The 22,608-nt window shown below is 71.2% G+C and carries 23 protein-coding genes and 1 riboswitch; of the genes, 12 read left to right on the top strand and 11 right to left on the bottom strand.

Annotated elements, in window-relative coordinates:
• Positions 1 to 112 precede the first annotated feature (112 nt).
• The 3 genes from ACFYV1_RS10305 to ACFYV1_RS10295 all read right to left on the bottom strand — a co-directional run bounded on the left by ACFYV1_RS10305 (position 113) and on the right by ACFYV1_RS10295 (position 2,298).
• Positions 113 to 517, bottom strand: coding sequence for a DUF3040 domain-containing protein (locus ACFYV1_RS10305; protein ID WP_389394995.1), 405 nt, complete (start codon positions 515 to 517; stop codon positions 113 to 115).
• A gap of 248 nt (positions 518 to 765) precedes the next feature.
• Positions 766 to 1,482 (bottom strand): class I SAM-dependent methyltransferase, encoded by a 717-nt coding sequence (locus tag ACFYV1_RS10300; protein ID WP_389395280.1) that lies wholly within the window; start codon positions 1,480 to 1,482, stop codon positions 766 to 768.
• Positions 1,483 to 1,737: 255 nt separating this feature from the next.
• A complete protein-coding gene (locus tag ACFYV1_RS10295; RefSeq protein ID WP_389394994.1) occupies positions 1,738 to 2,298 on the bottom strand; it encodes an SAV_6107 family HEPN domain-containing protein in 561 nt (186 codons plus the stop codon).
• Positions 2,299 to 2,461: 163 nt separating this feature from the next.
• Here ACFYV1_RS10295 and ACFYV1_RS10290 point away from each other — a divergent pair, with 163 nt between their 5' ends.
• From ACFYV1_RS10290 to ACFYV1_RS10270, 5 genes are all read left to right on the top strand, one after another.
• The gene (locus tag ACFYV1_RS10290; protein WP_389394993.1) at positions 2,462 to 3,397 is read left to right on the top strand and encodes an ATP-binding cassette domain-containing protein; all 936 of its coding nucleotides are present in this window, start codon (positions 2,462 to 2,464) and stop codon (positions 3,395 to 3,397) included.
• Positions 3,369 to 5,456, top strand: a complete 2,088-nt coding sequence (locus tag ACFYV1_RS10285; RefSeq protein ID WP_389394992.1) for a YhgE/Pip family protein — start codon at positions 3,369 to 3,371, stop codon at positions 5,454 to 5,456. The genes ACFYV1_RS10290 and ACFYV1_RS10285 overlap by 29 nt, the downstream gene beginning before the upstream one ends.
• A gap of 29 nt (positions 5,457 to 5,485) precedes the next feature.
• On the top strand, positions 5,486 to 6,100 hold the full coding sequence (locus tag ACFYV1_RS10280) for a TetR/AcrR family transcriptional regulator (RefSeq protein ID WP_389394991.1): 615 nt from the start codon (positions 5,486 to 5,488) through the stop codon (positions 6,098 to 6,100).
• A gap of 372 nt (positions 6,101 to 6,472) precedes the next feature.
• A complete protein-coding gene (locus ACFYV1_RS10275) occupies positions 6,473 to 7,075 on the top strand; it encodes a DUF4126 domain-containing protein (RefSeq protein ID WP_389394990.1) in 603 nt (200 codons plus the stop codon).
• Between the two features lie 47 nt (positions 7,076 to 7,122).
• Positions 7,123 to 8,634: a phytoene desaturase family protein gene (locus ACFYV1_RS10270; protein ID WP_389394989.1), complete on the top strand. Its 1,512-nt coding sequence runs from the start codon at positions 7,123 to 7,125 to the stop codon at positions 8,632 to 8,634.
• Between the two features lie 43 nt (positions 8,635 to 8,677).
• On the opposite strand, the gene ACFYV1_RS10265 is transcribed toward ACFYV1_RS10270, so the two are convergent.
• From ACFYV1_RS10265 to ACFYV1_RS10245, 5 genes are all read right to left on the bottom strand, one after another.
• On the bottom strand, positions 8,678 to 9,535 hold the full coding sequence (locus ACFYV1_RS10265; RefSeq protein ID WP_389394988.1) for a hypothetical protein: 858 nt from the start codon (positions 9,533 to 9,535) through the stop codon (positions 8,678 to 8,680).
• A gap of 51 nt (positions 9,536 to 9,586) precedes the next feature.
• On the bottom strand, positions 9,587 to 10,504 hold the full coding sequence (gene metF, locus ACFYV1_RS10260) for a methylenetetrahydrofolate reductase [NAD(P)H] (RefSeq protein WP_389394987.1): 918 nt from the start codon (positions 10,502 to 10,504) through the stop codon (positions 9,587 to 9,589).
• A gap of 119 nt (positions 10,505 to 10,623) precedes the next feature.
• On the bottom strand, positions 10,624 to 11,274 hold the full coding sequence (gene thiE / locus ACFYV1_RS10255; RefSeq protein WP_389394986.1) for a thiamine phosphate synthase: 651 nt from the start codon (positions 11,272 to 11,274) through the stop codon (positions 10,624 to 10,626).
• 85 nt (positions 11,275 to 11,359) lie between these two features.
• Entirely contained in the window at positions 11,360 to 11,725 is a 366-nt protein-coding gene (locus tag ACFYV1_RS10250) for an Rv2175c family DNA-binding protein (RefSeq protein WP_389394985.1), read from the bottom strand.
• A 43-nt stretch (positions 11,726 to 11,768) separates the two neighbouring features.
• Positions 11,769 to 12,935, bottom strand: coding sequence for an NAD(P)/FAD-dependent oxidoreductase (locus ACFYV1_RS10245; RefSeq protein WP_389395279.1), 1,167 nt, complete (start codon positions 12,933 to 12,935; stop codon positions 11,769 to 11,771).
• Between the two features lie 269 nt (positions 12,936 to 13,204).
• Positions 13,205 to 13,317, top strand: a riboswitch (TPP riboswitch).
• On the opposite strand from ACFYV1_RS10245, the gene thiO reads away from it, so the two are divergent.
• The 6 genes from thiO to ACFYV1_RS10215 all read left to right on the top strand — a co-directional run bounded on the left by thiO (position 13,315) and on the right by ACFYV1_RS10215 (position 19,485).
• Positions 13,315 to 14,484, top strand: coding sequence for a glycine oxidase ThiO (thiO, locus tag ACFYV1_RS10240; RefSeq protein ID WP_389394984.1), 1,170 nt, complete (start codon positions 13,315 to 13,317; stop codon positions 14,482 to 14,484). It overlaps the preceding riboswitch by 3 nt.
• Positions 14,481 to 14,681 carry a sulfur carrier protein ThiS gene (gene thiS, locus ACFYV1_RS10235; protein ID WP_389394983.1) on the top strand — a complete coding sequence of 67 codons (201 nt, stop codon included), beginning with the start codon at positions 14,481 to 14,483 and terminating at the stop codon, positions 14,679 to 14,681. The genes thiO and thiS overlap by 4 nt, the downstream gene beginning before the upstream one ends.
• A gap of 6 nt (positions 14,682 to 14,687) precedes the next feature.
• Positions 14,688 to 15,482 carry a thiazole synthase gene (locus ACFYV1_RS10230; protein WP_389394982.1) on the top strand — a complete coding sequence of 265 codons (795 nt, stop codon included), beginning with the start codon at positions 14,688 to 14,690 and terminating at the stop codon, positions 15,480 to 15,482.
• 561 nt (positions 15,483 to 16,043) lie between these two features.
• Positions 16,044 to 17,981, top strand: a complete 1,938-nt coding sequence (gene pknB, locus ACFYV1_RS10225; protein ID WP_389394981.1) for a Stk1 family PASTA domain-containing Ser/Thr kinase — start codon at positions 16,044 to 16,046, stop codon at positions 17,979 to 17,981.
• A 5-nt stretch (positions 17,982 to 17,986) separates the two neighbouring features.
• Positions 17,987 to 18,835, top strand: coding sequence for a deoxyribonuclease IV (locus ACFYV1_RS10220; protein ID WP_389394980.1), 849 nt, complete (start codon positions 17,987 to 17,989; stop codon positions 18,833 to 18,835).
• Positions 18,836 to 18,933: 98 nt separating this feature from the next.
• Entirely contained in the window at positions 18,934 to 19,485 is a 552-nt protein-coding gene (locus ACFYV1_RS10215) for a DUF4396 domain-containing protein (RefSeq protein ID WP_389394979.1), read from the top strand.
• Positions 19,486 to 19,504: 19 nt separating this feature from the next.
• Here the strand turns inward: ACFYV1_RS10215 and ACFYV1_RS10210 are convergent, their stop codons facing one another.
• Positions 19,505 to 20,137, bottom strand: a complete 633-nt coding sequence (locus ACFYV1_RS10210; protein ID WP_389394978.1) for a sulfite oxidase-like oxidoreductase — start codon at positions 20,135 to 20,137, stop codon at positions 19,505 to 19,507.
• A gap of 154 nt (positions 20,138 to 20,291) precedes the next feature.
• Between ACFYV1_RS10210 and bfr the strand changes: the two genes are divergently transcribed.
• On the top strand, positions 20,292 to 20,771 hold the full coding sequence (bfr, locus tag ACFYV1_RS10205; RefSeq protein ID WP_389394977.1) for a bacterioferritin: 480 nt from the start codon (positions 20,292 to 20,294) through the stop codon (positions 20,769 to 20,771).
• A gap of 61 nt (positions 20,772 to 20,832) precedes the next feature.
• Here bfr and ACFYV1_RS10200 read toward each other — a convergent pair whose 3' ends face one another.
• Positions 20,833 to 21,087, bottom strand: coding sequence for a bacterioferritin-associated ferredoxin (locus tag ACFYV1_RS10200; RefSeq protein WP_389394976.1), 255 nt, complete (start codon positions 21,085 to 21,087; stop codon positions 20,833 to 20,835).
• A 155-nt stretch (positions 21,088 to 21,242) separates the two neighbouring features.
• Complete coding sequence (locus tag ACFYV1_RS10195; protein WP_389394975.1) at positions 21,243 to 22,601, bottom strand: class II 3-deoxy-7-phosphoheptulonate synthase; 1,359 nt, start codon at positions 22,599 to 22,601, stop codon at positions 21,243 to 21,245.
• Positions 22,602 to 22,608 lie beyond the last annotated feature (7 nt).

The raw sequence follows: 22,608 nt of genomic DNA, 5'->3' as shown, positions 1-22,608 counted from the left end.
AACAACTGGAGACATGTGTGAGGGGCGACGCTGTCGAGCGTCGCCCCTCACACATACTGTCGAATGTGCGGCCACGGCAGCCACGTCAGTGGCCGAGTGACTGCCGGCGGTCTCAGTTGCCGCCTTGCCCGCCCTGCTCGTCACGGCGGCGCTGCCAGCGCTGTTCGATCCGGTTCATCATCGACCGGTGCTGGTGCGACTTTCGACGCCCCTGCGTGCCGGCGGTCGTCTGTTGCTCGCCCGGTTTCGGTGCTTTGCGCCAGCCGGTGACCGCGAGAACCGCGCAGCCGAGCATCACGAGGAAGCCCACCACGCTGATCCAGATCTGCTGGGCGACCATTCCGGCCATGAGGAGCGCGATACCCACCAGGAAGCCGGCGACCGCCTGGTAGACCCGTCGCCGGGTGTACGTACGCAGCCCGCTTCCCTCAAGCGCTGTCGCGAACTTGGGATCTTCGGCGTACAGCGCTCGCTCCATTTGCTCGAGCATTCGCTGCTCGTGCTCCGAGAGCGGCACGGAGTCCTCCTCGTCGTCGGTCGCGGGGGCGACCGGTATGCGGCCCTTTCAGGATAGGCAGGGATTCGCCCCCGGGAAACCCGCCCTCTCGCAAAACGCCAGTCCGGGCCGCCATGCCCGATCGGGGTGCTGAGGCGTAGATTCCCCAACCTCCGATCCGTCATGCCGGATGGTGTCCCCCGATCATACGGTGCGAAAGCTGCTGACGGAGGGTCTGTGGCGTACTCCATCTGCGGCTGCGCCGCTGATCAGGCCCGCTTCTCGCCCAGGACGTGCAACTGGGTGGCGACGGAGTGGAAGGCCGGAAGCTCGGCGGCGGCCGCCTCCAGCTTCAGCAGCGCGTCCAGAGCACCCGGCTCGGTGTCCACCAGAACGCCGGGAACGAGGTCCGCGAAGACCCGTACGCCGTGTACCGCGCCGACCTCGACACCGGCCTTCGTGACCGCCTCGGTGAGCTGCTCGGCGGTGAAGCGCCGGGGCACCGGATCGCCCGCGCCCCAGCGGCCGTCGGGGTCGCCCAGGGCCTGGCGGGCCTCTGAGAAGTGTCCGGCGAGGGCACGGGCGAGGACGGCGCCGCCGAGCCCGGCGGCGAGGAGACTGAGCGCTCCGGCGGGCCGGAGCGCCTCCACCGCGTTGCGCACGCCTTCTGCGGGGTCGTCGACGTACTCCAGCACGCCGTGACACAGGACGGCGTCGTAGCCACCGCGCTCGACCACGTCGAAGAGGCCGTGGATGTCGCCCTGGACACCGCGCACCCGGTCGGCGACACCGGCCTCGGCTGCCCGGCGCTCGAGCGCGAACAGGGCGTTCGGGCTGGGGTCGACGACGGTGACCCGGTGGCCGAGACGGGCGGCGGGCACGGCGAAGTTACCGGTGCCGCCGCCGGTGTCGAGGATGTCCAGGCTGTCCGTCCCGGTCGCCTCGACACGGCGGTCGAGAGCCTCCTTGAGGACCTCCCAGACCACGGCGGTACGGAGAGAGGCGCGAGAGGGGCGCGGTGGGGTCTCCCCACCGGTGGGGGACGGTTCCGACACGACAGTGGCTCCTCGGGCGAATGTGCTGGCTGGCCTTCGCCCACCCTATTGCCTCCACCGATACGACCTGCGCTCCGTCTCACTCCCCGGCCCCGGCCGGCCTCCCCGCGACGGCCCGTCCCGTGCCGGCCGGGGCCCCGCGACCGCCCTCCGGCGGTGTCCCCCTCCCCCGGGCCTCCGTCCGTCTCATCCCGTGGCGTCCTCCCGCTCGCCACGGGCCGGCGCCTGCTCCGGCTGCTGCGCCCTGGGCTGCGGGAGCACGGGCTGGAGCACCAGCAGCCGCTCCACCAGGCGGAGGAACATGGCCGCGTCCCTGAGAAGGTCGTCGGCGTCGCGGCGAGTGGCCGCGCCCTGTATGCCCGCCTCCGCCCTGGCCCGTCGGTCCGCCCCCGAGGCGAACAGCAGGCTCCACTCGGACAGCTCGGGCGCGATCTCCGGCAGCACCTCCCAGGCGCTGCGGATCCGCTGTCGCCGTCGCGCGCTCGTCTCCGGACGGCCGCGGACGGCGAGCACCGCGGCGGCGGTGCGCAGGGCGGCCAGATGCGCCGTGGCGTACCGCTCGTTCGGCACCTCGAGGGCGGCTGCCTCATCGAGTCCGGTACGGGCCTGGGCGAGCAGATCGAGCGCGGCGGGCGGTGCGGTGGCGCGGCGCAGCACGGGGTGCACGTCGTGCGCCGGGCCGGTCGATGAGGGGGCAGGGCCGGTGGCGCGGCGCCGGTGAGCGGCGGCTGCGTTGTAGCTGGCCATGACGATCCTCCTGTCGTCGTGTGACGGCGCTGTGGCCGTATGTGTCCATGGTGGGGGCACCCACTGACAATCCGCCCTGACCTGGCCTTTTGCTTCGCTCATGGGTTCGGGGGTAGTTTTTGCACTGACTGGTCAGTCTAAAAACTGTCGGAGGGGATCGGGGATGGGAATCGGGGTGGGGCAGGCGGACTGCCCCCGGGGGGCGGCCGTGAGCGCCGAGGGCTTCGGGCTGAAGGGTCCGCGCGGCTGGGCGTTCCGCTCCGTCGACATCGACGCCGAGCCGGGTGAGCTCGTCGCGATCGAGGGACCGTCGGGCTCCGGGCGCACCTGTCTGCTGCTCGCGCTCACCGGGCGGATGCGTCCCACAGAGGGTCGCGCGGAGATCGCGGGCCTCGGACTGCCGCGCAGGATGACCGCGGTGCGAAGGGTCAGCGCGCTCGGCCCGGTGCCCGGCGTCAGCGATCTCGACCCCGCACTCACCGTCGCCGAGCACCTGCGCGAACGGGCGCTGCTCCAGCGGCGCTTCGACGGTTCCCTTCGCGTCCTGCTGAGGCCGCGCGCGGAGCGGTCCGCGGCGGCGCGTGAGCGCGTCGAGAAGGCCCTCGCCGCCGCCGGGCTCGATCTCTCCTCGCTGCCCAAGCAGGAGCGGACCGCGGTGCGCGACCTCGAACGGCTCGAGGAACTGCGGCTCTCCGTCGCCCTGGCCCTGATAGGCGGCCCCCGGCTGCTCGCCGTCGACGACACGGACCTCAAGCTCTCGGACACGGAGCGGACGGCTGCCTGGGCGCTGCTGCGCTCCGTCGCGGACAGCGGCACGACCGTGCTCGCGGTGTGCAGCCAGGCGCCGGACGGGGCTGTCGTCGTCCGCACCGGCGGACCGGCATCCCGCTCGGGCACGGCCGCAGACACCGACGCCCCCACCACGGACACGGACACGGACCCGGCCACACACGAGGGCCGGGACCCAGAGCCGGACTCGGCCTCGGGCACCACCACCACCGGCACAGGCACCGGCACCACCGGCACCGGCACCGACACCGACACCGACACCGACGAGGAAAGGACGGCCGATGCGATCGCCGAAACTGGCCGCGCTTGAGCTGAAGCGCTTCGGCCGCGGAAAGCTGCCCGCCGCCGCCGTCGTCGCGGTCCTGCTGCTGCCTCTCCTCTACGGCGCCCTGTACCTGTGGTCGTTCTGGGACCCGTACAGCAGGCTCGACAGGATTCCCGTCGCTCTCGTCAACGACGACAGGGGCGCCACCGCGTCCGGCGAGAGGATCGACGCCGGTGACGAGATCACCAAGGGCCTGCACGACAGCGACGTCTTCGAGTGGCACGAGGTCAGCGACGCAGAGGCCCGCCGGGGCGTCGAGGACGGCACGTACTACCTCTCGCTGACCGTGCCGTCGGACTTCAGCCGGCGCATCGCCTCCAGCTCCGGCGACTTCCCCGAGACCGGAGCGCTGCAGGTCCGCACCAACGACGCGAACAACTACATCGTCGGCCAGATCTCACGGACCGTCTTCTCCGAGGTCCGCACCGCCGCGTCGACCGACGCCTCACGGTCGTTCCTCGACCGGATCTTCATCTCGTTCTCCGACATCCACCGGGCGACGGCGGAGGCGGCGAAGGGCGCGGACAAGCTCAAGAGCGGTGCCGGAAAGGCCAAGAAGGGTTCCGAGGATCTCGCCGACGGCCTCAAGGACGCCAAGGACGGCAGTGGCAGACTCGCGGGCGGCATCAAGTCGTTGCACAAGGGCGCCGGTGAGCTGAAGACCGGGTCCCGTCAGGTCGCCGAGGGCACGCAGGCGCTGGCCGACAAGGTCAACGGCTACGCCGACCGGCTGCGCCCGTACCTCAAGGACAACGGGGAGTCGATCGGCGACACGGCCCGGCTCGTCGCCGACGCCTCCCGGGCCGTGCGGCGCAACCTCGACAGCCTGGCCGAACGGGCCCCCGACGCGGCAACCCGCGCCCAGAAGAACGCCGACGAGCTGAGCGAGATCCACCGCACCCGGTGCGAGGAAGCGCTGATCCCCGACGCGAGCGCCTGCCCCGGCCTGAAGCGCGCCAAGACCACGGCGGCCGACGTCGCCGGGATCGCGGCCGACGCCGCCGCACTGGTCAGTGACAGCGACGGCAACCTCAAGGCACTGAAGAAGCACCTCACCGACCTCGAGAAGAAGGCCGACGACATCGCGAAGCGCGCCCCGAAGCTGGACGAGGACCTCGAGTACGCCGTAGCAAGGATCAACGAGCTCAACACCGGTGCCCACAAGGTCGCCACGGGCGCCGGCCGGCTGCACACCGGGCTCACCACCGCCAAGACGGGCTCCGCCGACCTCGACACCGGTGTGGCCGAGCTCAAGAAGGGCGCCGGCGAACTCGACGGCGGGCTGTTCCGGCTCGCCGACGGGTCGGCGGAACTGGCGACCGGGCTGGGCGAGGGTGTCGAGAAGATCCCCGACTACGACAAGAAGGACCGCGACCGGCGTACCGAGGTGATGGCGGACCCCGTCCAGCTGGCCGGCCAGTCCCTGCACTCGGCGCCCAACTACGGCACCGGCTTCGCGCCGTACTTCATCCCGCTCTCCCTCTGGGTGGGCGCCATGGTCGCGTACATGATCATCCAACCGCTCAACCGCAGGGCTCTCGCCACCGGTTCTTCCGCATGGCGGATCGCGCTGGCGGGACTGCTTCCCGTGGCGGCGATCGGCCTGCTCCAGGTCGCGGCACTGATGTCCGTACTGCACTGGGGCCTCGGGCTCCGAATGGCCCACGCGGCCGGCACCGTCGGCTTCCTCGCCCTGGTCACCTGCTGCTTCGCGGCGATCATCCAGTGGCTCAACGCCCGCTTCGGCGCCGCGGGCCGGATCCTGGTCCTCGCGGTCCTCATGCTCCAGCTGACGTCGGCGGGCGGCACCTACCCGGTTCAGACGAGTCCCGGCTTCTTCAACGCGATCCACCCGTTCCTGCCCATGACCTACGTGGTCGACGCGCTGCGCAGGCTCATCACGGGCGGCGGACCGGGCCCGGTGTGGCAGGCGTGTGCGGTGCTTCTCGCCTTCACCGCGGGTGCCCTGGCGCTGACCGCCCTCTCCGCGCGCCGCAAGCAGGTGTGGACGCTCGACAGGCTCCACCCCGAGCTGAGTCTGTGACGGCGGTCCGACCTGTGAGAATCGATGTCATGGACACCAGCAGCACCAGACGCCGGGCCACGCGCGCCAAGCTCTACGAGGCGGCCGTGACGCTCATCGCGGAGCAGGGCTTCTCGGCCACGACGGTCGACGAGATCGCCGAGCGCGCCGGGGTCGCCAAGGGCACGGTCTACTACAACTTCAAGAGCAAGACCGAGCTCTTCGAGGAGCTGCTGCGCTTCGGCGTCGGCCTCCTCACGGCCTCACTGCAGGAGGCGGCCGACGACTCGGCCGCGCGCGGCGGTTCCAAGGTCGAGGCGCTGGACGCGATGATCAGGGCCGGTCTGGTGTTCATCGACCGCTATCCGGCCTTCACCCAGCTGTACGTCGCAGAGCTGTGGCGCACCAACCGCGCCTGGCAGTCCACGCTCCTCGTGGTGCGACAGCAGGCGGTGGCCGTCGTGGAGACGGTGCTGCGGGAGGGCGTCGAGGCGGGAGAGCTGAGCAACGAGATCGACATTCCGCTGACCGCCGCCGCGCTGGTCGGAATGGTTCTGGTGGCGGCGCTGGACTGGCAGGCGTTCCAGCGGGAGCGGTCGCTCGACGATGTGCACGGGGCCCTGTCGCTGCTGCTGCACGGCCGGGTGAGCGGACGGCGGGACTGACCCGCCGGGAGCCGCGGAGCGAACGGGAACCACGAAACGCCGGGCGGGCTGGAGATCCAGCCCGCCCGGCGTCTCCCGTTCCCCGTTCCCCGCTCCCCCGCTCCCCCGTGGTCCGAAGAGCCCGGACCCCCGTTGTTCCCCCGTGGTCATGGGCTCTCCGTCCTGCACCCCGTTCCGTCAGGGGAGCCGCACCGTTCCGCCGCCCCGTGTCGGCGGTGCCGGCGCCGCGCCCCTTCCGTGGTCACCACTCTGTCGTCCCGGCAGGTCCGCCCCCATCCGCGCGGCTACTCATCTGGGTGGCTAGGTACGGATACTCAGCTCTCCGTGCGCGGACCCACGCGCGGGGCCCTGCGGCTGGTTACGATCGCGTCCGTGTCCGTACTCCCTCTCGTCTTCACCAGCGGCTGGGCCAGCGGGATCAACGCCTACGCGGTGATCCTGCTGTTCGGCGTCTTCGGTGCGACCGGCGTGTCCGACCAGGTGCCGGAGGCGCTGCAGCGCACCGATGTCCTGGTCGCCGCCGGAGTGCTCTTCCTGTGCGAGGCGGTGGCGGACAAGATCCCGTACGTCGACTCGATATGGGACTCGGTCCACACGGTGATCCGGCCCGTCGCCGGCGCCGTCGTCGCAGCGCTGCTGGCGGGCGAGAGCGGTTCGCTGCCCGAGCTCGCCGCGGGCGCCGTGGGCGGCTCGACCGCGCTGCTCAGCCATCTGGTCAAGGCCGGCACCCGCATGGCCGTCAACACCTCGCCGGAGCCCTTCAGCAACATCGGCGTGAGCCTGGCGGAGGACCTGGGGGTGGCCGGGATCATCTCCTTCGCGGTCTTCAACCCGGTGGCCGCCGCGGTGATCGCGGGCACGCTCCTCGTACTGGGCATCGTCATGGTGGTGTTCCTCGCCGCGAGAATCCGGCGGTTCCTCCGGCGCAGGGCGCAGCGCCGGGAGGAGAGACGTCTGACGGGCACGAACTGGTGACCTGCCCGGGTCCGTGACGCTCGGACCCGGGTAATAAAGTCGCGGTCATGGCACGGATTGCGGTGATCGGCGCCGGGATGGGCGCCATGGCGGCTGCCGCCCGGCTGGCCGTGGCAGGCCACCGGGTGACGGTGTACGAGCGGACCTCTACGTACGGCGGCTCGGTGGGACGCTTCGAGCGGGACGGGTTCGTCTTCGACACCGGCCCCGGTCTGCTGCACCTCCCGGCCGTCTGGCGTGATCTGTTCGTCAAGACCGGCAAGGAGCCGCTGGAGAAGTGCGTCCGGCTGACGCAGGTGGATCCGGCGAGCCGGCATCTCTTCGCCGACGGCACGGACGTCCTCCTTCCGAACGCGTCGCGGGCCGGCACCGTCTCCGCGCTCGAATCGGCGCTCGGGCCGGGTGCCGGTGAGCGCTGGGGCGAGTTCCTCGGCCGTGCCCGGGACGCCTGGGAGCGTTCACGCCGCCCGCTGCTGGAGGAACCGCTGCCCGCGGACACCTCCCGCTTCTCGAAGGACCCCTATCCCGCCCTGCGCCAGGGCCTGTTGCGGCGGCCGGCCCGCACCCTCGGTGAGATCGGCAGGCGCGAGCTGCGCGATCCGCGTCTCGCCGCGCTGCTCGACAGCCATGCGCTGGCCTACGGGCTCGATCCGCGCACCGCACCCGCCTCCGCGTCGGTGCTGCCCTACATGGAGCAGACCTTCGGTTCCTGGTACGTGCTGGGCGGTCTGCGCGCCCTGGCCGACGCGGTGTACGAGCGGTGCCTGGCCAGGAAGGTCGAGTTCGTCTTCGGCACCCCCGTGACGCGGGTGCTGGAGAAGGACGGCCGCGTGGTGGGCCTGGAGCGGGCCGGGGGCGAGCCGGTCGAGGCGGACATGGTGGTGTCCGGCGCCCCGGTGCCGTCGCTGTTCGAGGGCCGTGCCGTGGGGCGGAACCCTGTCGTCGGGCGGGACCGTCCGGACGGGTGGCCACGGCAGGATGCCGTGCGCACCGGGCGGCTGACGGTCCATCTGGCGCTGCGCGGCGGCCGGCCGGAGGGCACCGCGCACCGCACCGTCGTGCATGCCCCGGATCCGCTCGGGGAGTGGGACGCGATCGACGCCGGGAAGACGGGCCCGCGTCCGACCGTGATCGTCATGCGGCCCGACGACCCGCTGCTGCGGCCCGACGACGACCACGAGACCGTGACCCTGACGTCCACCGTGCCGGCTGAGCTGCTCGGCAAACGGTCCTGGGCGGACGCCGCCGGAGCGGCGGCGGACCGGATGGTGGAGGCGGCCCTGGCAGCGGTGCCGGAGCTGGGTGAACGGATGCTGTGGCGTGAGGTGCGCACTCCGGAGGACACCCTCGGGGACACGGCGGCCGCCGTGGTCCCCGCTCCGGCGCTCGCCGGAGCTTCGGGAGCGTTCCTCCCCGCCCCGAACGCCGGTCCGCTGTCCGGCATGTATCTCGCGGGCGGCTGGGCCCATCCCGGGGGCGGGCTGGCTCACGCCGGCATGTCCGGGGCGCTGGTGGCCGGGCTGATCGTGGAGGGTTCCGGCTTCCGCGGCTCCCGGTGAGGCTCGACGGCCAAGGCAGCGGCAGCGGCAACTGCAACGGTCGTCAGTAGCGGTACTGCTGCTCGTTGTATCCGGTGTCGTAGTACGCGGGGGGCTGTTCCTGCTGATCGCCCTCACGCTGCTGCGGCACCCAGACACCGCCGGGCGGGGTCTCCGTGTAGCCCTCCTGCTGCCCGTAGCCGGCGTACTGCTGCTGTTCGCCGTAGTCGCCGCCGTAGGAGTCGTAGGTGCTGTACTGCTGACCGCCGACATAGGGGTCGGAGTACGTGGCGTACTGCTGGCTGCCGCTGCCGTAGTCGTACTGGGCGGCGTAGCCCGCCTGCTCCGCGGGCTCCTGCCGGTAGTCGCCGTACGCGTCGTAGGCGCCGTAACCCGTGCCGTGCGAGACGTGGTTCGGGTCCTGCGCCTCGTGCGTGTCCTGCGCTCCGGTCTGCGCCTCGTCATGCCGGGCGGCGTACGCCTCCTCCGTGTAGACGCCGTACTGGCCCGTCTCGTCCGGCATCGGCTGCGGCTCGTAGACGGGGTCCGTGCGGTCCGCCGCCGCGCCCTGCTCGTCGGTGTCGTAGGAGAGGTCGGTGACCTCGAGCGTGGGCTCCCGTGTCGCTTCCCGTTCGGCACCGGACTTCCGCCGCCTGCTCACGCCGGGCCTGCCGCCCAGGGCCCAGCCGGTGGAGAAACCGCGCCGGAAGGAGAGCGTCACATAGGTCTGGCCCACCGCGAACGCCATGGTGCCGAGCGCGATGACCACCACGGAGGCCAGCAGCACGCCTATGACGACGCCCAGGAACCCGCAGAACGCGAGCACCCGCCAGCGGAGCCGGGCCTTGTACTGCAGCAGCACCTCACCGAGCAGCCACAGCGCGACGATGCCGAACGCGATGTAGAGGACCGTCCAGCCCATGTCCGCCCCTCTCATACGGCCGCAGCCCCGGAGCGGGGCGTCTGCGGCCGGTCACGACTGCTCGTGCAGTCCGAGATTCTCGTAGATTTCGAGCGTCGCGGTGGAGTTGTTGAGCGTGATGAAGTGCAGCCCCGGGACACCCTCGGCGAGCAGCCTCGCGCAGAACTCCGTCGCGAACTCGATGCCAATGGAGCGTACAGCGGCCGGATCGTCCTTGACGGCGAGGATCCGCATCTTCAGTTCGTCCGGGAAGTGCGCGTTGCTGAGCGTGGCGAAGCGTTCGATCTGCTTGACGCTGGTGACGGGCATGATCTCGGGGATGATCGGGGTTTCGCAACCCGCTGCACCGACCCGATCGCGAAGCCGGAGATAGTCCTCGGGCCGGAAGAACATCTGCGTGATCGCGTAGTCGGCGCCCGCGCGGCACTTGGCCACGAAGTGCCGGACGTCCTCATCCCAGTCCGACGAGCGCGGATGCATCTCGGGGAAGGCCGCCACTCCCACGCAGAAGTCGCCGGAATCCTTGATGAGCCGGACCAGGTCGGCCGCGTACCGCACGCCTTCCGGGTGCTTGACCCATTCACCCATCGGGTCGCCGGGCGGGTCGCCGCGCACGGCGAGGATGTTACGGATGCCCGCGTCCGCGTACTGGCCGATCATGTTGCGCAGTTCGGCGACCGAGTGGTCGACCGCGGTGAGGTGCGCGACCGGCGTGAGGGTGGTGTCTGCGGCGATCTCCTGGGTGGCCTTGACCGTGCCGGCGCGGGTGGAGCCGCCGGCGCCGTAGGTCACGGAGACGAAGTTGGGGGCGACCGCCTCGACCCTGCGCAGCGCGTTCCACAGATTCCGCTCGCCCTTTTCCGTCTTGGGCGCCCAGAACTCGAACGAGTACGACGTTTTGCCCGTCGCAAGCAGGTCACGCACCGTGCGTGCGTGATCCGTTCTGGTGGAAGCAGTACCGAGGGCCATACGGGCAGGTTAGCCAAACTGCGGGGGTCCCCCAACCCGAACCGATAAATATTTCCGCTTTGTCGGTCTCCTGTCCACCCCTTGGACATAAATGGACGATCATCGGCGGCGCGTGACCGTCAGCCGACCCGCGCCCTGACCCGCTTCGCCAGGTCGGCGGCCGCGGCGGCCGGGTCGTCGGCTTCGGTGATCGCGCGAACGACGACGACCCTGCGGGCCCCGGCGTCCAGCACCTCGTCCAGATTGCCCGCGTCGATCCCGCCGATGGCGAACCACGGACGGTCGCTCCCGAGCCCGGCGGTGTACCGCACCAGGTCGAGGCCGGGGGCGTGCCGCCCCGGCTTGGTGGGGGTGGGCCAGCAGGGGCCCGTGCAGAAGTAGTCGACGCCCCGCTCGACGGCTGCTGCCGCCGCCTCGGACTCGGCGTGCGTCGAGCGGCCGATCAGCACACGGTCCCCGAGAATCGCGCGTGCGGCGGGCACCGGCAGGTCGCCCTGACCCAGGTGCAGCACGTCGGCGCCGATGGCGTGCGCCACGTCCGCGCGGTCGTTCACCGCGAGGAGCCTGCCGTGGCGGCGGCAGGCGTCGGCGAACACCTGGAGGTGCTCCAGCTCTTCGCCGGCCTCCATGCCCTTGTCGCGCAGCTGCACGATGTCCACCCCGGACGCCAGCACGGCGTCGAGGAACTCCGGAAGGTCACCCTGGCGCTTGCGGGCGTCCGTGCACAGATAGAGCCGGGCGTCGGACAGCGGCGCGCTAGCCGTGATCATGAGGCGATCCCCCCGTAGGGCGGCCGGATGCGCGGGCCGGGCGGCCCGGCCGTACATCCGGCCGCGGTGATGGTTTTCCGGTACGTCAGACGGCGAGCGCCTGGGCCCGGCGCTTCACCTCCGTACCGCGATTCTCGCTGAGCGCCTGGGCGGGCGTGCCCGGCAGGGTCGGGTCGGGGGTGAAGAGCCACTCGAGCATCTCTTCGTCGGAGAAGCCGTCGTCCCTCAGGAGCGTCAGGGTGCCGGACAGGCCCTTGACCACCTTGTTGCCGTCGATGAAGGCGGCGGGCACCTGGAGCGCCCGGTTCTCACCGCGCCGCACGGCGATCAGCTGGCCGTCCTTGACCAGCTGCCGCACGCGCGTCACCTCGACATCGAGCATTTCCGCGATGTCCGGCAGGTGGAGCCAGGCGGGGACGAGGGCATCGGTCTTTGCGTCAATCTCGGTCACGGGACAAGCCTGCCATCCAAGACCGACAGCCGGTAGCCGGGACCTACCGCGCCGCCGCCTTCAGAGGGACGGAGGAGTCGGCGGCCCGCTCCGTGTCGAGCGCCGCCCCGGACTGGATCAGCCTGCGGCCCTGGGCCAGGTCACGGGGCCTGCCGACGGCCAGCAGGGCCACCAGGGCGCCGTCCCGCAGCCACAGCACCGACCAGGTCTCGTCCGCCGGGTCGCCCCGCCACAGCAGGGTGTCGAAGACGCCGTGATGACCCGCGTACTGGACGAAACGCCCGAACTGCTCCGACCAGAAGTACGGCACCGGGTCGTACGCCTCGAGCTCCCGGCCCCCGACGATGTTCGCGGCGACGGTGCGCGGTCCCTGGAGCGCGTTGTCCCAGTGGTGGACGAGCAACCGCTCGCCGTAGCGGCCCGAGGGGTAGGAGGCGCAGTCGCCGACGGCGTACACGTCCGGGGCGGAGGCACGCAGATACCGGTCCGCGACGACGGAGCCGTCAGGGCCGAGCTCCACTCCGGAGCCCGCGAGCAGGCCCGTCGCGGGCCGGGCGCCGATTCCGACGACGACGGCGCCGGCCGGGATCCTGCGGCCCCCGTCGAGCACGACGTACCCCGCCTCGACGGCGGCGACCCGGACGCCGGTGAGCAGCTCGGCGCCGTACTGCCCGTACCAGGCGGCCATCGGGGCGGCCACCTCGGCGGGCATGGTCCCGGCCAGCGGGCGGTCGGCGGCCTCGAGAACGGTGACGGCGCAGCCCGCCTCGCGGGCGGCGGTCGCGAACTCCGCACCGATCCACCCCGCGCCGACCACGACGATGTCGTGCTGCTCCGCGAGGAGCGGACGCAGTCGCGCGGCGTCGTCCAGCGTCCGCAGCAGATGGACACCGGGAACGTGGCGGGTGCCCGGCAGACTGACCGGCGCGGCGCCGGTGGCCAGGACCAGTACGTCGTACGGGACGGGGCCCGCGGCGGTGTCGACCTCGTGGGCGCCGGTCCGCACCCGTGTCACTTCCGCGCCGAGGCGCAGCTCGATACCGAGGGCCTCGAAGTCGATGTCGAAGGCGGAGTCCTCCGCCTTGCCGAGCAGGATCGCCTTGGACAGCGGGGGCCTGTCGTACGGCTGGTGCGGCTCCGCACCGATCACCGTGACCCGGCCGGTGAATTCCTGTTCGCGGAGGGCGACCGCGGTCTGCACGCCGGCCATGCCCGCGCCGACGATCACCACGCGCCGTGACGCTGTCTGCTGTTCGTCCACCCGCACACCTTACGTATCCGCGCGTACCTGACGACAGGTCAGGAAGGCGACTCCTCCACCGCGCTCGTCCCGCCGCCCTCCTGGGACTCCCTCTCCCGCGTCTCCTCCAGCCGCCCCGCCCGTCCGGCAGCTCGACGGCCTCGAAGGCGCAGTACCCGGAGGAGGCCCGGCCGTCCTTCTTCAGCTGCACGTGACCCGGAACGGTTAGGGTGGCACCGTAAGGCACTCGCGGGAGCCCGGACGCACCGGGCTGAGAGGGAGGCTGGACGGCCTCCGACCGTACGAACCTGATCCGGGTCATGCCGGCGAAGGGAGGGGCTGGACGCCCATGTCGTCTCGCACACCACGTACTCCCGATGTCCTTGTCATCGGGGGCGGAGTCATCGGCCTGGTCACGGCCTGGCGGGCCGCGCAGCGCGGGCTGCGGGTCGTCGTCGCCGACCCCGAGCCCGGCGGCGGGGCCGCGCAGGTCGCGGCCGGGATGCTGGCCGCCGTCACCGAACTCCACTACGGCGAGCAGACGCTGCTCGGTCTCAATGTGGAGTCCGCCCGCCGCTACCCGGCCTTCGTGGCCGAACTGGAGGAGGCGAGCGGGCAGCGCGTCGGCTACCGCTCGTGCGGCACCCTCGCCGTCGCGCTCGACGCCGACGACCGCGCGCATCTGCGTGAACTGCACGCCCTGCAGCGCCGGTCGGGGCTCGATTCCGAATGGCTCTCGGGCCGCGAATGCCGACGCCTCGAGCCGATGCTCGCGCCCGGTGTGCGCGGCGGACTGCGGGTGGACGGCGACCACCAGGTCGACCCGCGGCGGCTGGCGGCGGCGCTGGTCGCGGCCTGCGAACGGGCCGGGGTCGACCTCCGCCGCACCTGGGCGGAGCGACTGGTCGTCACCGGTGACCGGGCCGCCGGGGCCGTGCTCGCCGACGGCAGTGAACTCTCCGCGGCACAGGTGGTGCTGGCCGGCGGCAGCATGAGCGGACGGCTCGAGGGCGTCCCGGCGGATGTGCTCCCGCCGGTCCGGCCGGTGAAGGGCCAGGTCCTGCGGCTGACCGTGCCCCGGCCCTACGCGCCGTTCCTCTCCCGCACGGTGCGCGCCGTGGTGCGCGGCAGCCATGTCTACCTCGTGCCGCGCGAGAACGGTGAACTGGTCGTCGGCGCGACCAGCGAGGAACTCGGCTGGGACACCACCGTCACCGCCGGCGGCGTGTACGAGCTGCTGCGCGACGCGCACGAGCTCGTACCGGGCATCACCGAACTGCCCCTGGTCGAGACCCGGGCCGGGCTGCGGCCCGGCTCCCCCGACAACGCGCCGCTGCTCGGCTTCACCGAACTGCCGGGGCTCCTGCTGGCCACCGGGCACTACCGCAACGGGGTGCTGCTCACCCCCCTCACCGGCGACGTGCTGGCGGCCGCGCTGGTGAGCGGTGAACTGCCGGAGGTGGCACGGCCCTTCACCCCACGCCGCTTCTCCTCGATCCTCGAGGAGCAGCCCGCATGAACATCTCCGTCAACGGCGAGGCACGCGACCTCGCCGCGGGAACCACGCTCGACACCGTCGTCGCGGCACTCACCGCGGCGCCGTCGGGCGTGGCCGCCGCCGTCAACGAGGCCGTCGTCCCGCGCAGCCAGTGGGCCGGCACCCGGCTCGGCGACGGCGACCGCGTCGAGATTCTCACCGCAGTGCAGGGAGGCTGAGCCGGCATGGCAGACGACCGTTTCACCATCGGCGGGACGACGTTCGACTCCCGGCTGATCATGGGTACGGGCGGGGCGCCCAGCCTCGACGTGCTCGAACGCTCCCTGGTCGCGAGCGGCACGGAACTCACCACCGTCGCGATGCGGCGCCTCGACCCGACAGTCCAGGGGTCCGTGCTCTCCGTGCTCGACCGGCTCGGCATCCGGGTGCTGCCGAACACCGCGGGCTGCTTCACGGCCGGCGAGGCGGTGCTCACCGCGCGCCTGGCGAGGGAGGCGCTCGGCACCGACTGGATCAAGCTCGAGGTCGTCGCCGACGAGCGGACCCTGCTGCCGGACGGTGTGGAACTGCTGGACGCGGCGGAGACCCTCGTCGACGACGGTTTCACCGTGCTGCCGTACACGAACGACGACCCGGTGCTCGCACGGAGGCTGGAGGACGTGGGCTGCGCCGCGATCATGCCGCTCGGCTCGCCGATCGGGTCCGGGCTCGGGATCCGCAACCCCCACAACTTCCAGCTGATCGTCGAGCAGGCGGGCGTCCCCGTGATCCTCGACGCGGGCGCCGGCACGGCGTCGGACGCGGCCCTGGCGATGGAGCTGGGGTGCGCGGCGGTGATGCTGGCGTCCGCGGTGACGCGGGCGCAGGAGCCGGTGCTGATGGCGGAGGCCATGCGGTACGCGGTGGGGGCGGGGCGGCTGGCGTTCCGGGCGGGCCGGATTCCGCGACGGCACTTCGCGGAGGCGTCGTCGCCCCACGAGGGGCGGGCGGCCCTCGACCCGGAGCGGCCGGCGTTCTGACGGTGCGGGTGGGCCGGCGGCCATGGGGGCACCCCCGTCCCACAACCGGGCTCCGCCCGGACCCGCCCCGCGCGGTGTTTCAGGGCCGCTGCCCTGGATATGCGCGCCTCAATCGCCGAGCCCGGACCCGTTCACCGCGCTCCGCGCGGTGTTTCGGGGGCGCTGCCCCCGTACCCCCGCGCCTCAAACGCCGGCGGGGCTGAAGATGCCCCGCAGCGGCGAATCCAGCCCGGCTCGGGGGCACCACCCGCGGCCTCCAGGCCGTAGGGGGAGTTCGAGGCCACCGCGCGGAGCGCGGTACGCCGTCCGCCAGAGCGGTACAACGGCCCGCCCGCAGGGCGGCAACAGGACCCGGGGCCTGCCCCGCTTCGGAAAGGGACGCGCCGGTGCGGGGAAACGACCCCGCCCACAAAGCGACAGAGGGCCCGGGCGCGGGGTGGGGAAACGGCCCGCCGCAGGCGCCACCCGCACTGCCGCCCCGCGTCACAGCTCGGCTGCAGTCCACCCCCCCGCCCCGCACGGCCCGTCTGAGCCCGCCGCCCCGCCTCGTAGAATCGCGGGGTGGACACGACCCTCCAGGACCCCCTCGTCGGGCAGGTGCTCGACGGCCGCTACCGAGTCGATGAGCGCATCGCCGTCGGCGGCATGGCCACGGTCTACCGGGCCGTCGACACCCGCCTCGACCGCGTACTCGCTCTCAAGGTGATGCACCCGGACCTCGCGACCGACGCGACGTTCGTGGAGCGCTTCATCCGCGAGGCCAAGTCCGTCGCCCGGCTGGCCCACCCCAATGTGGTGGGGGTGTTCGACCAGGGCGCACAGGGCGCGTACGTGTATCTGGCGATGGAGTACGTGGAGGGCTGCACCCTGCGCGACGTGCTCCGGGAGCGCGGTGCGCTTCAGCCGCGGGCCGCGCTCGACATCCTGGAGCCCGTGCTCGCCGCGCTCGGCGCCGCGCACCGGGCCGGGTTCGTGCATCGCGACATGAAGCCGGAGAACGTGCTGATCGGGGACGACGGCCGGGTCAAGGTCGCCGACTTCGGTCTCGTGAGGGCCGTCGGTTCCGTCACCAACACCTCCGGCACGGTTCTGGGCACCGTCTCGTACCTCGCTCCGGAGCAGATCGAGTACGGCACCGCGGACACCCGCGCCGATGTGTACGCGTGCGGTGTCGTGCTCTACGAGATGCTGACCGGCGCCAAGCCGCACTCCGGCGACACCCCGGCACAGGTGCTGTTCCAGCACCTGAACGCGGATGTTCCCGCGCCGTCCGCGCTCTTCCCGGGTCTCGCCGTCGAGCTGGACGAGCTCGTCGCGAGCGCGACGGCCCGCAACCCCGAGGTCCGGCCGCACGACGCGGTGGCGCTGCTCGCGCAGGCCCGCGAGGCACGCGCCTCGCTCGACACGGCACAGCTCGACGCGGTGCCGCCGACGGCGCGCTCGCAGGACGGGACGCCGCCCGGCGCCGCCGACGAGGACCGTACGGATGTGATCCCCCGGGCGCTGCCCCGCGAAGAGCCCGCCGTGCACCACACCGCACGGCTGATCCTGCCGCCTCCGGAGCGGCCGGAGCCGGAGCCCGAGCGGCCGGTGCGCCGTGTCGGTCCGCTGCCCCGCCGCGGGCTGCTCGCACTGCTGATCGCGGTGATCGCCGTGATCGGTGTGGGCGCCGGCGTCTGGTACATCAACTCCGGCCAGTTCACCCGCGTCCCGGCCCTGATCGGCAAGACCGAGCAGGAGGCGCGCCAGGCGCTCGGCAAGGCCGGACTCGAGGTGAAGACGGTCCGCCACGATTTCAGCGAGACCGTCGCCCGCGGCACCGTGATCGACAGCGACCCGGGCACGAACGAGCGGATACGGGGCAACGGCTCCGTGACGATCGTCGTTTCCCGCGGTCCGAAGATCGTGAAAGTCCCGGATGTCGTCGGCAAGCCCCTGGCCGAGGCGCAGCGCGAGCTCCGCAAGGCGGGGCTCGCACCGGGCGTGGTCACCAGGGAGTTCGACGAGAGTGTCGCGCAGGGGTCGGTGATCAGCACGGATCCTGCCGCGGACAGCAGCCGCAGTCCCGACTCGGCGGTGTCGCTCGTGGTCAGCAAGGGCGCGCCGATCGACGTCCCCGATGTGACGGGTGAATCCGTGGCGGACGCGACCGCCGAGCTCCGGGAGGCCGGACTGAAGGTCGAGGTCGCCGAGGAGCGGATCCACTCGGCAGAGGAGGCCGGTTCGGTCGCCCGGCAGTCGGCCGCCGAAGGCACGACGCTCGCTCGCGGCGACACGGTCACGCTCACGGTCTCCAAGGGCCCGCGGATGGTCGAGGTACCGGACGTGGTCGGTGACAAGGTGGGCGACGCGACCACCGAGCTGGAGGCGGCGGGCTTCGTGGTGAAGGTCGAGAAGAACTTCCCGTTCCTCGGGGACGAGGTCGAGAGCCAGTCCGTCGAGGGCGGCGGCCAGGCGCCGGAGGGCAGCACGATCACCATCAAGACCAAGGGGCTCTAGTACCGATGCGCAACCCTGTCGGCGGCCACGTCCCCGTGGCCGGTGGCCTCGCCACGACCGGACTCGTCTACGCACGGGAGCTGGAGGCGGAGGCCGTGCAGGTCTTCGTGGCCAATCCGCGTGGCTGGGCGACTCCCAAGGGCAGTCCGGCCCAGGACGAGAAGTTCCGGGCCGAGTGTGCGGCCGACGGCATCTCCGCGTGGGTGCATGCCCCGTATCTGATCAACTTCGGCTCCCACACCGAGGCCACGGTCGAGCAGTCGGTTCTCTCCCTGCGTCACTCGCTGCGCAGAGCACGCCAGATCGGCGCCCGGGGTGTCGTGGTGCACACCGGGTCCGCCACGGGAGGCCGTGACCGGGAGGTCGCACTGGCGCAGGTCCGTGAGCGGATGCTGCCGCTGCTGGACGAACTGACGCACGACGACGACCCGTACCTGCTTCTGGAGTCGACTGCCGGGCAGGGTTTCTCGCTGTGCTCGCGGACCTGGGACTTCGGTCCGTACTTCGAGGCCCTCGACGCTCATCCCAAGCTGGGTGTCTGTCTGGACACCTGCCACATCTTCGCGGCCGGCCACGATCTCGCTGCCCCCGGCGGAATGGCGCGGACGCTGGATCTGCTGGTGGGGACGGTGGGCGAGGGGCGTCTGAAGCTGATCCACGCCAATGACTCGAAGGACGTCGTCGGTGCGCACAAGGACCGGCACGAGAACATCGGCACGGGCCACATCGGTGAGGAGCCGTTCCGGGAGCTCATGTCGCATCCCGCCACAGAAGGCGTACCGCTGGTCATCGAGACTCCCGGCGGCAGGGAGGGACACGCGGCGGACGTGGCACGGCTGAAGAAACTGCGCTGAAATCTTTGAAAGGGCAGACCCTCCCGGAATACCCGGTGGGGGTATATGGTTCCCACTCATCGACAGGCAACGCACATCCTGACGCCGGGGGCACGATCATGCAGCACGGACATGAGACGCACACGGATCACCACCAGCACGCGCACCACGGCCACCAGGACCACCAGGGCCATCACGGCGACCACGGCGACCACGGCGACCACGGCACAGGCAAGGTCGGGTGGGGCATGGCGGCCAAGGCGACCCTGCACTGCCTCACCGGCTGTGCCATCGGCGAGGTACTCGGCATGGTCATCGGCACCGCCCTGGGCTGGGGCAACGCCCCGACCATGGTCCTCGCCATCGTGCTCGCCTTCTTCTTCGGCTACTCGCTGACGCTCTGGGCGATCCTGCGGGCCGGACTGAGCCTGAAGGCCGCGATCGGAGTCGCTCTCGCCGCCGACACCCTCTCCATCACCGTCATGGAGATCGTGGACAACGGCGTGCTGCTCCTGGTCCCCGGCGCGATGGACGCCCATCTGTCCGACGGTCTGTTCTGGGGCGCCCTGGCCTTCGCCTTCCTGGTCGCCTTCGCGATCACCACACCCGTCAACAAGTGGATGATCGGGCGCGGCAAGGGGCACGCGGTGGTCCACCAGTACCACCACTGAGCCGTACACGGCCCGGGTCTCAGAGCTCCGGGCCGTCGCCCGATTCCTCCTGGTAGGAGTACCGCTGCTCCCGCCAGGGGTCACCGAGGTTGTGGTAGCCCCGCTCCTCCCAGAAACCGCGGCGGTCGGCCGTCATGTACTCCACGCCCCGCACCCACTTCGGCCCCTTCCAGGCGTACAGGTGCGGCACCACGAGACGCAGCGGGAAGCCGTGCTCGGCGGTCAGCAGCTCGCCGTCCTTGTGGGTGGCGAAGATCGTTCGCTCGGCGACGAAGTCGGAGAGCCGCAGATTGGCGCTGAAGCCGTACTCCGCCCAGACCATCACATGGGTCACGGCAGGCGCGGGTGGCGCCAGCTCCACGACCGTGCGGGCGGGCACGCCACCCCATTCGGCCCCGACCATGCTGAACTTCGTCACGCAGTGCAGATCACCGACGACACTCGAGAAGGGGAGCGCGGAGAACTCCTCGTGGCTCCAGCAGCGCTTCTCGCCATCGGCCGTGGCGCCGAAGACCCTGAACTCCCAGCGGTCCGGCTTGAACTTGGGCACGGGCCCGTAGTGGGTGACGGGCCAGCCGCGCTGCAGTCGCTGCCCCGGCGGAAGCTCGGACTCCTCTTGTGCGCGGTATTCCCGGCTCTCCGGCTGACCCATGCCTTCAATGGTGACAGACCGGGAGGGGTGGTCATGACCAGGTCTGGGCCGATTCGGGCAACTCCTACTAAGCGTGCACTTACTGGACGACCCCTTGTCACGGTGCAAGGATTCGCGAACCTGCCCAGTCACACGTGCGGAAGGAGCCTCTGCGATGCAGGGCGACCCCGAGGTCATCGAGTTCCTCAATGAGCAGCTGACTGCCGAATTGACCGCGATCAACCAGTACTTCCTGCACGCGAAGATGCAGGAGAACTTCGGCTGGACGAAGCTCGCGAAGTACACCCGCGCCGAGTCCTTCGACGAGATGAAGCACGCGGAGGTGCTGACCGACCGGATCCTCTTCCTGGACGGTCTGCCGAACTACCAGCGGCTGTTCCATGTACGCGTCGGGCAGACGGTCACCGAGATGTTCCAGGCGGACCGGCAGATCGAGGTGGAGGCCATCGACCGCCTCAAGCGCGGCATCGAGGTCATGCGCGCCAAGGGCGACATCACGTCGGCGAACATCTTCGAGTCGATCCTGGCCGACGAGGAGCACCACATCGACTACCTCGACACCCAGCTGGAACTGGTCGGGAAGCTCGGTGACGCCCTGTACATCGCCCAGCTGATCGAACAGCCGGAGGGTTAGCGGCGCCGATCGGCCAGTGGACCCGGGATCAGGCGGCCGGGAGTCCTGGCGCCGAGGGGGACTACGCGGCTTCGTCGAGCGCGGGCCGTGTGCCGTCGGGATCGGCGGCAAGCACTGAGGCGCCACCGCCCTGCTCGAGCAGTTCACGGCGGGGGCAGGCGCCGCGGCCGAGTATCCCCTGGATGCGACGCACGCAGGAACCGCAGTCGGTCCCCGCCTTGGAGACGGACGCGATCTGCCGGGGCGTGCAGGCGCCGGCTTCCGCGTGCTCCTTGACCTGCTTCTCCGTGATGCCGAAGCACGAGCAGACGTACACGCGGTCCACCTCCCTGCGGGATCGATTGCGTCGCCGTCCCGATGATCGGTGAGGCTAACCTAACCTTACCCGGCGCCCGGGGTGGGTAAAAGCCCCGAATATGCCAGTGGGGCGTGGATCACAGCGATCCACGCCCCACTGTCGTCGAGCCGTCACTACTGGTCGCGGTACATCTCCGCCACCAGGAACGCCAGGTCCAGGGACTGGCTGCGGTTGAGCCGCGGGTCGCAGGCCGTCTCGTAGCGCTGGTGCAGGTCGTCGACGAAGATCTCGTCGCCGCCGCCCACGCACTCGGTGACGTCGTCACCGGTGAGCTCGACATGGATGCCGCCCGGGTGGGTGCCGAGCGCCTTGTGGACCTCGAAGAAGCCCTTGACCTCGTCGAGGACGTCGTCGAATCGGCGGGTCTTGTGCCCGGACGCCGCCTCGAAGGTGTTGCCGTGCATCGGGTCGGTCACCCAGGCCACGGTCGCACCGGAGGCGGTGACCTTCTCGACGAGCTCGGGGAGCTTGTCGCGGACCTTGTCGGCGCCCATGCGGACGACGAAGGTCAGCCGGCCCGGCTCGCGCTCGGGGTCGAGACGGTCGATGTAGGTCAGCGCCTCGTCCACCGTCGTCGTCGGCCCCAGCTTGATGCCGATCGGGTTGCGGATCTGGGACGCGAACTCGATGTGCGCGCCGTCGAGCTGGCGGGTGCGCTCACCGATCCAGACCATGTGACCCGAGGTGTTGTACAGCCGGCCGGTACGGGAGTCGGTACGGGTCAGGGCCGACTCGTAGTCCAGCAGCAGGGCCTCGTGGGAGGCGAAGAACTCGACCGTGCGGAATTCCGCCGGGTCGGTGCCGCACGCCTTCATGAAGTTGAGCGCGTTGTCGATCTCACGCGCGAGCTGCTCGTAGCGCTGGCCGGACGGGGACGACTTCACGAAGTCCTGGTTCCAGGCGTGCACCTGGCGCAGGTCCGCGTAACCACCGGTGGTGAAGGCACGCACCAGGTTGAGCGTCGAGGCGGAGGCGTTGTACATCCGCTTCAGGCGCTCGGGGTCCGGGATACGGGCCGACTCGGTGAAGTCGAAGCCGTTGACGGAGTCGCCGCGGTAGGTCGGCAGGGTCACGCCGTCGCGGGTCTCGGTCGGCTTGGAGCGCGGCTTGGAGTACTGGCCGGCGATCCTGCCGACCTTGACGACCGGCACGGACGCCGCGTACGTCAGCACCGCACCCATCTGGAGCAGCGTCTTGAGCTTGTTCCGGATGTGGTCGGCGGACACCGCGTCGAACGCCTCTGCGCAGTCGCCGCCCTGGAGCAGGAACGCCTCGCCCTTGGCGACGGCTCCCATCCGGGCGCGCAGCTGGTCGCACTCGCCCGCGAAGACGAGCGGCGGATACGACTCGAGGTCCGCGATCACATCGCGCAGAGCCTCGGCATCGGGGTACTCGGGCTGCTGCGCCGCGGGCAGGTCTCGCCAGGTCGCCTTGGCGACGGCGTGGGATTCAGCGTTCACGGTCACAAGCACAACATTA

Origin of the sequence: Streptomyces sp. NPDC003023 (assembly GCF_042888225.1) — a bacterium.
Taxonomy (GTDB): domain Bacteria; phylum Actinomycetota; class Actinomycetes; order Streptomycetales; family Streptomycetaceae; genus Streptomyces.
Note: the sequence above shows the minus strand (reverse complement) of the source record. Positions and strands in the feature narration are given on the sequence as shown.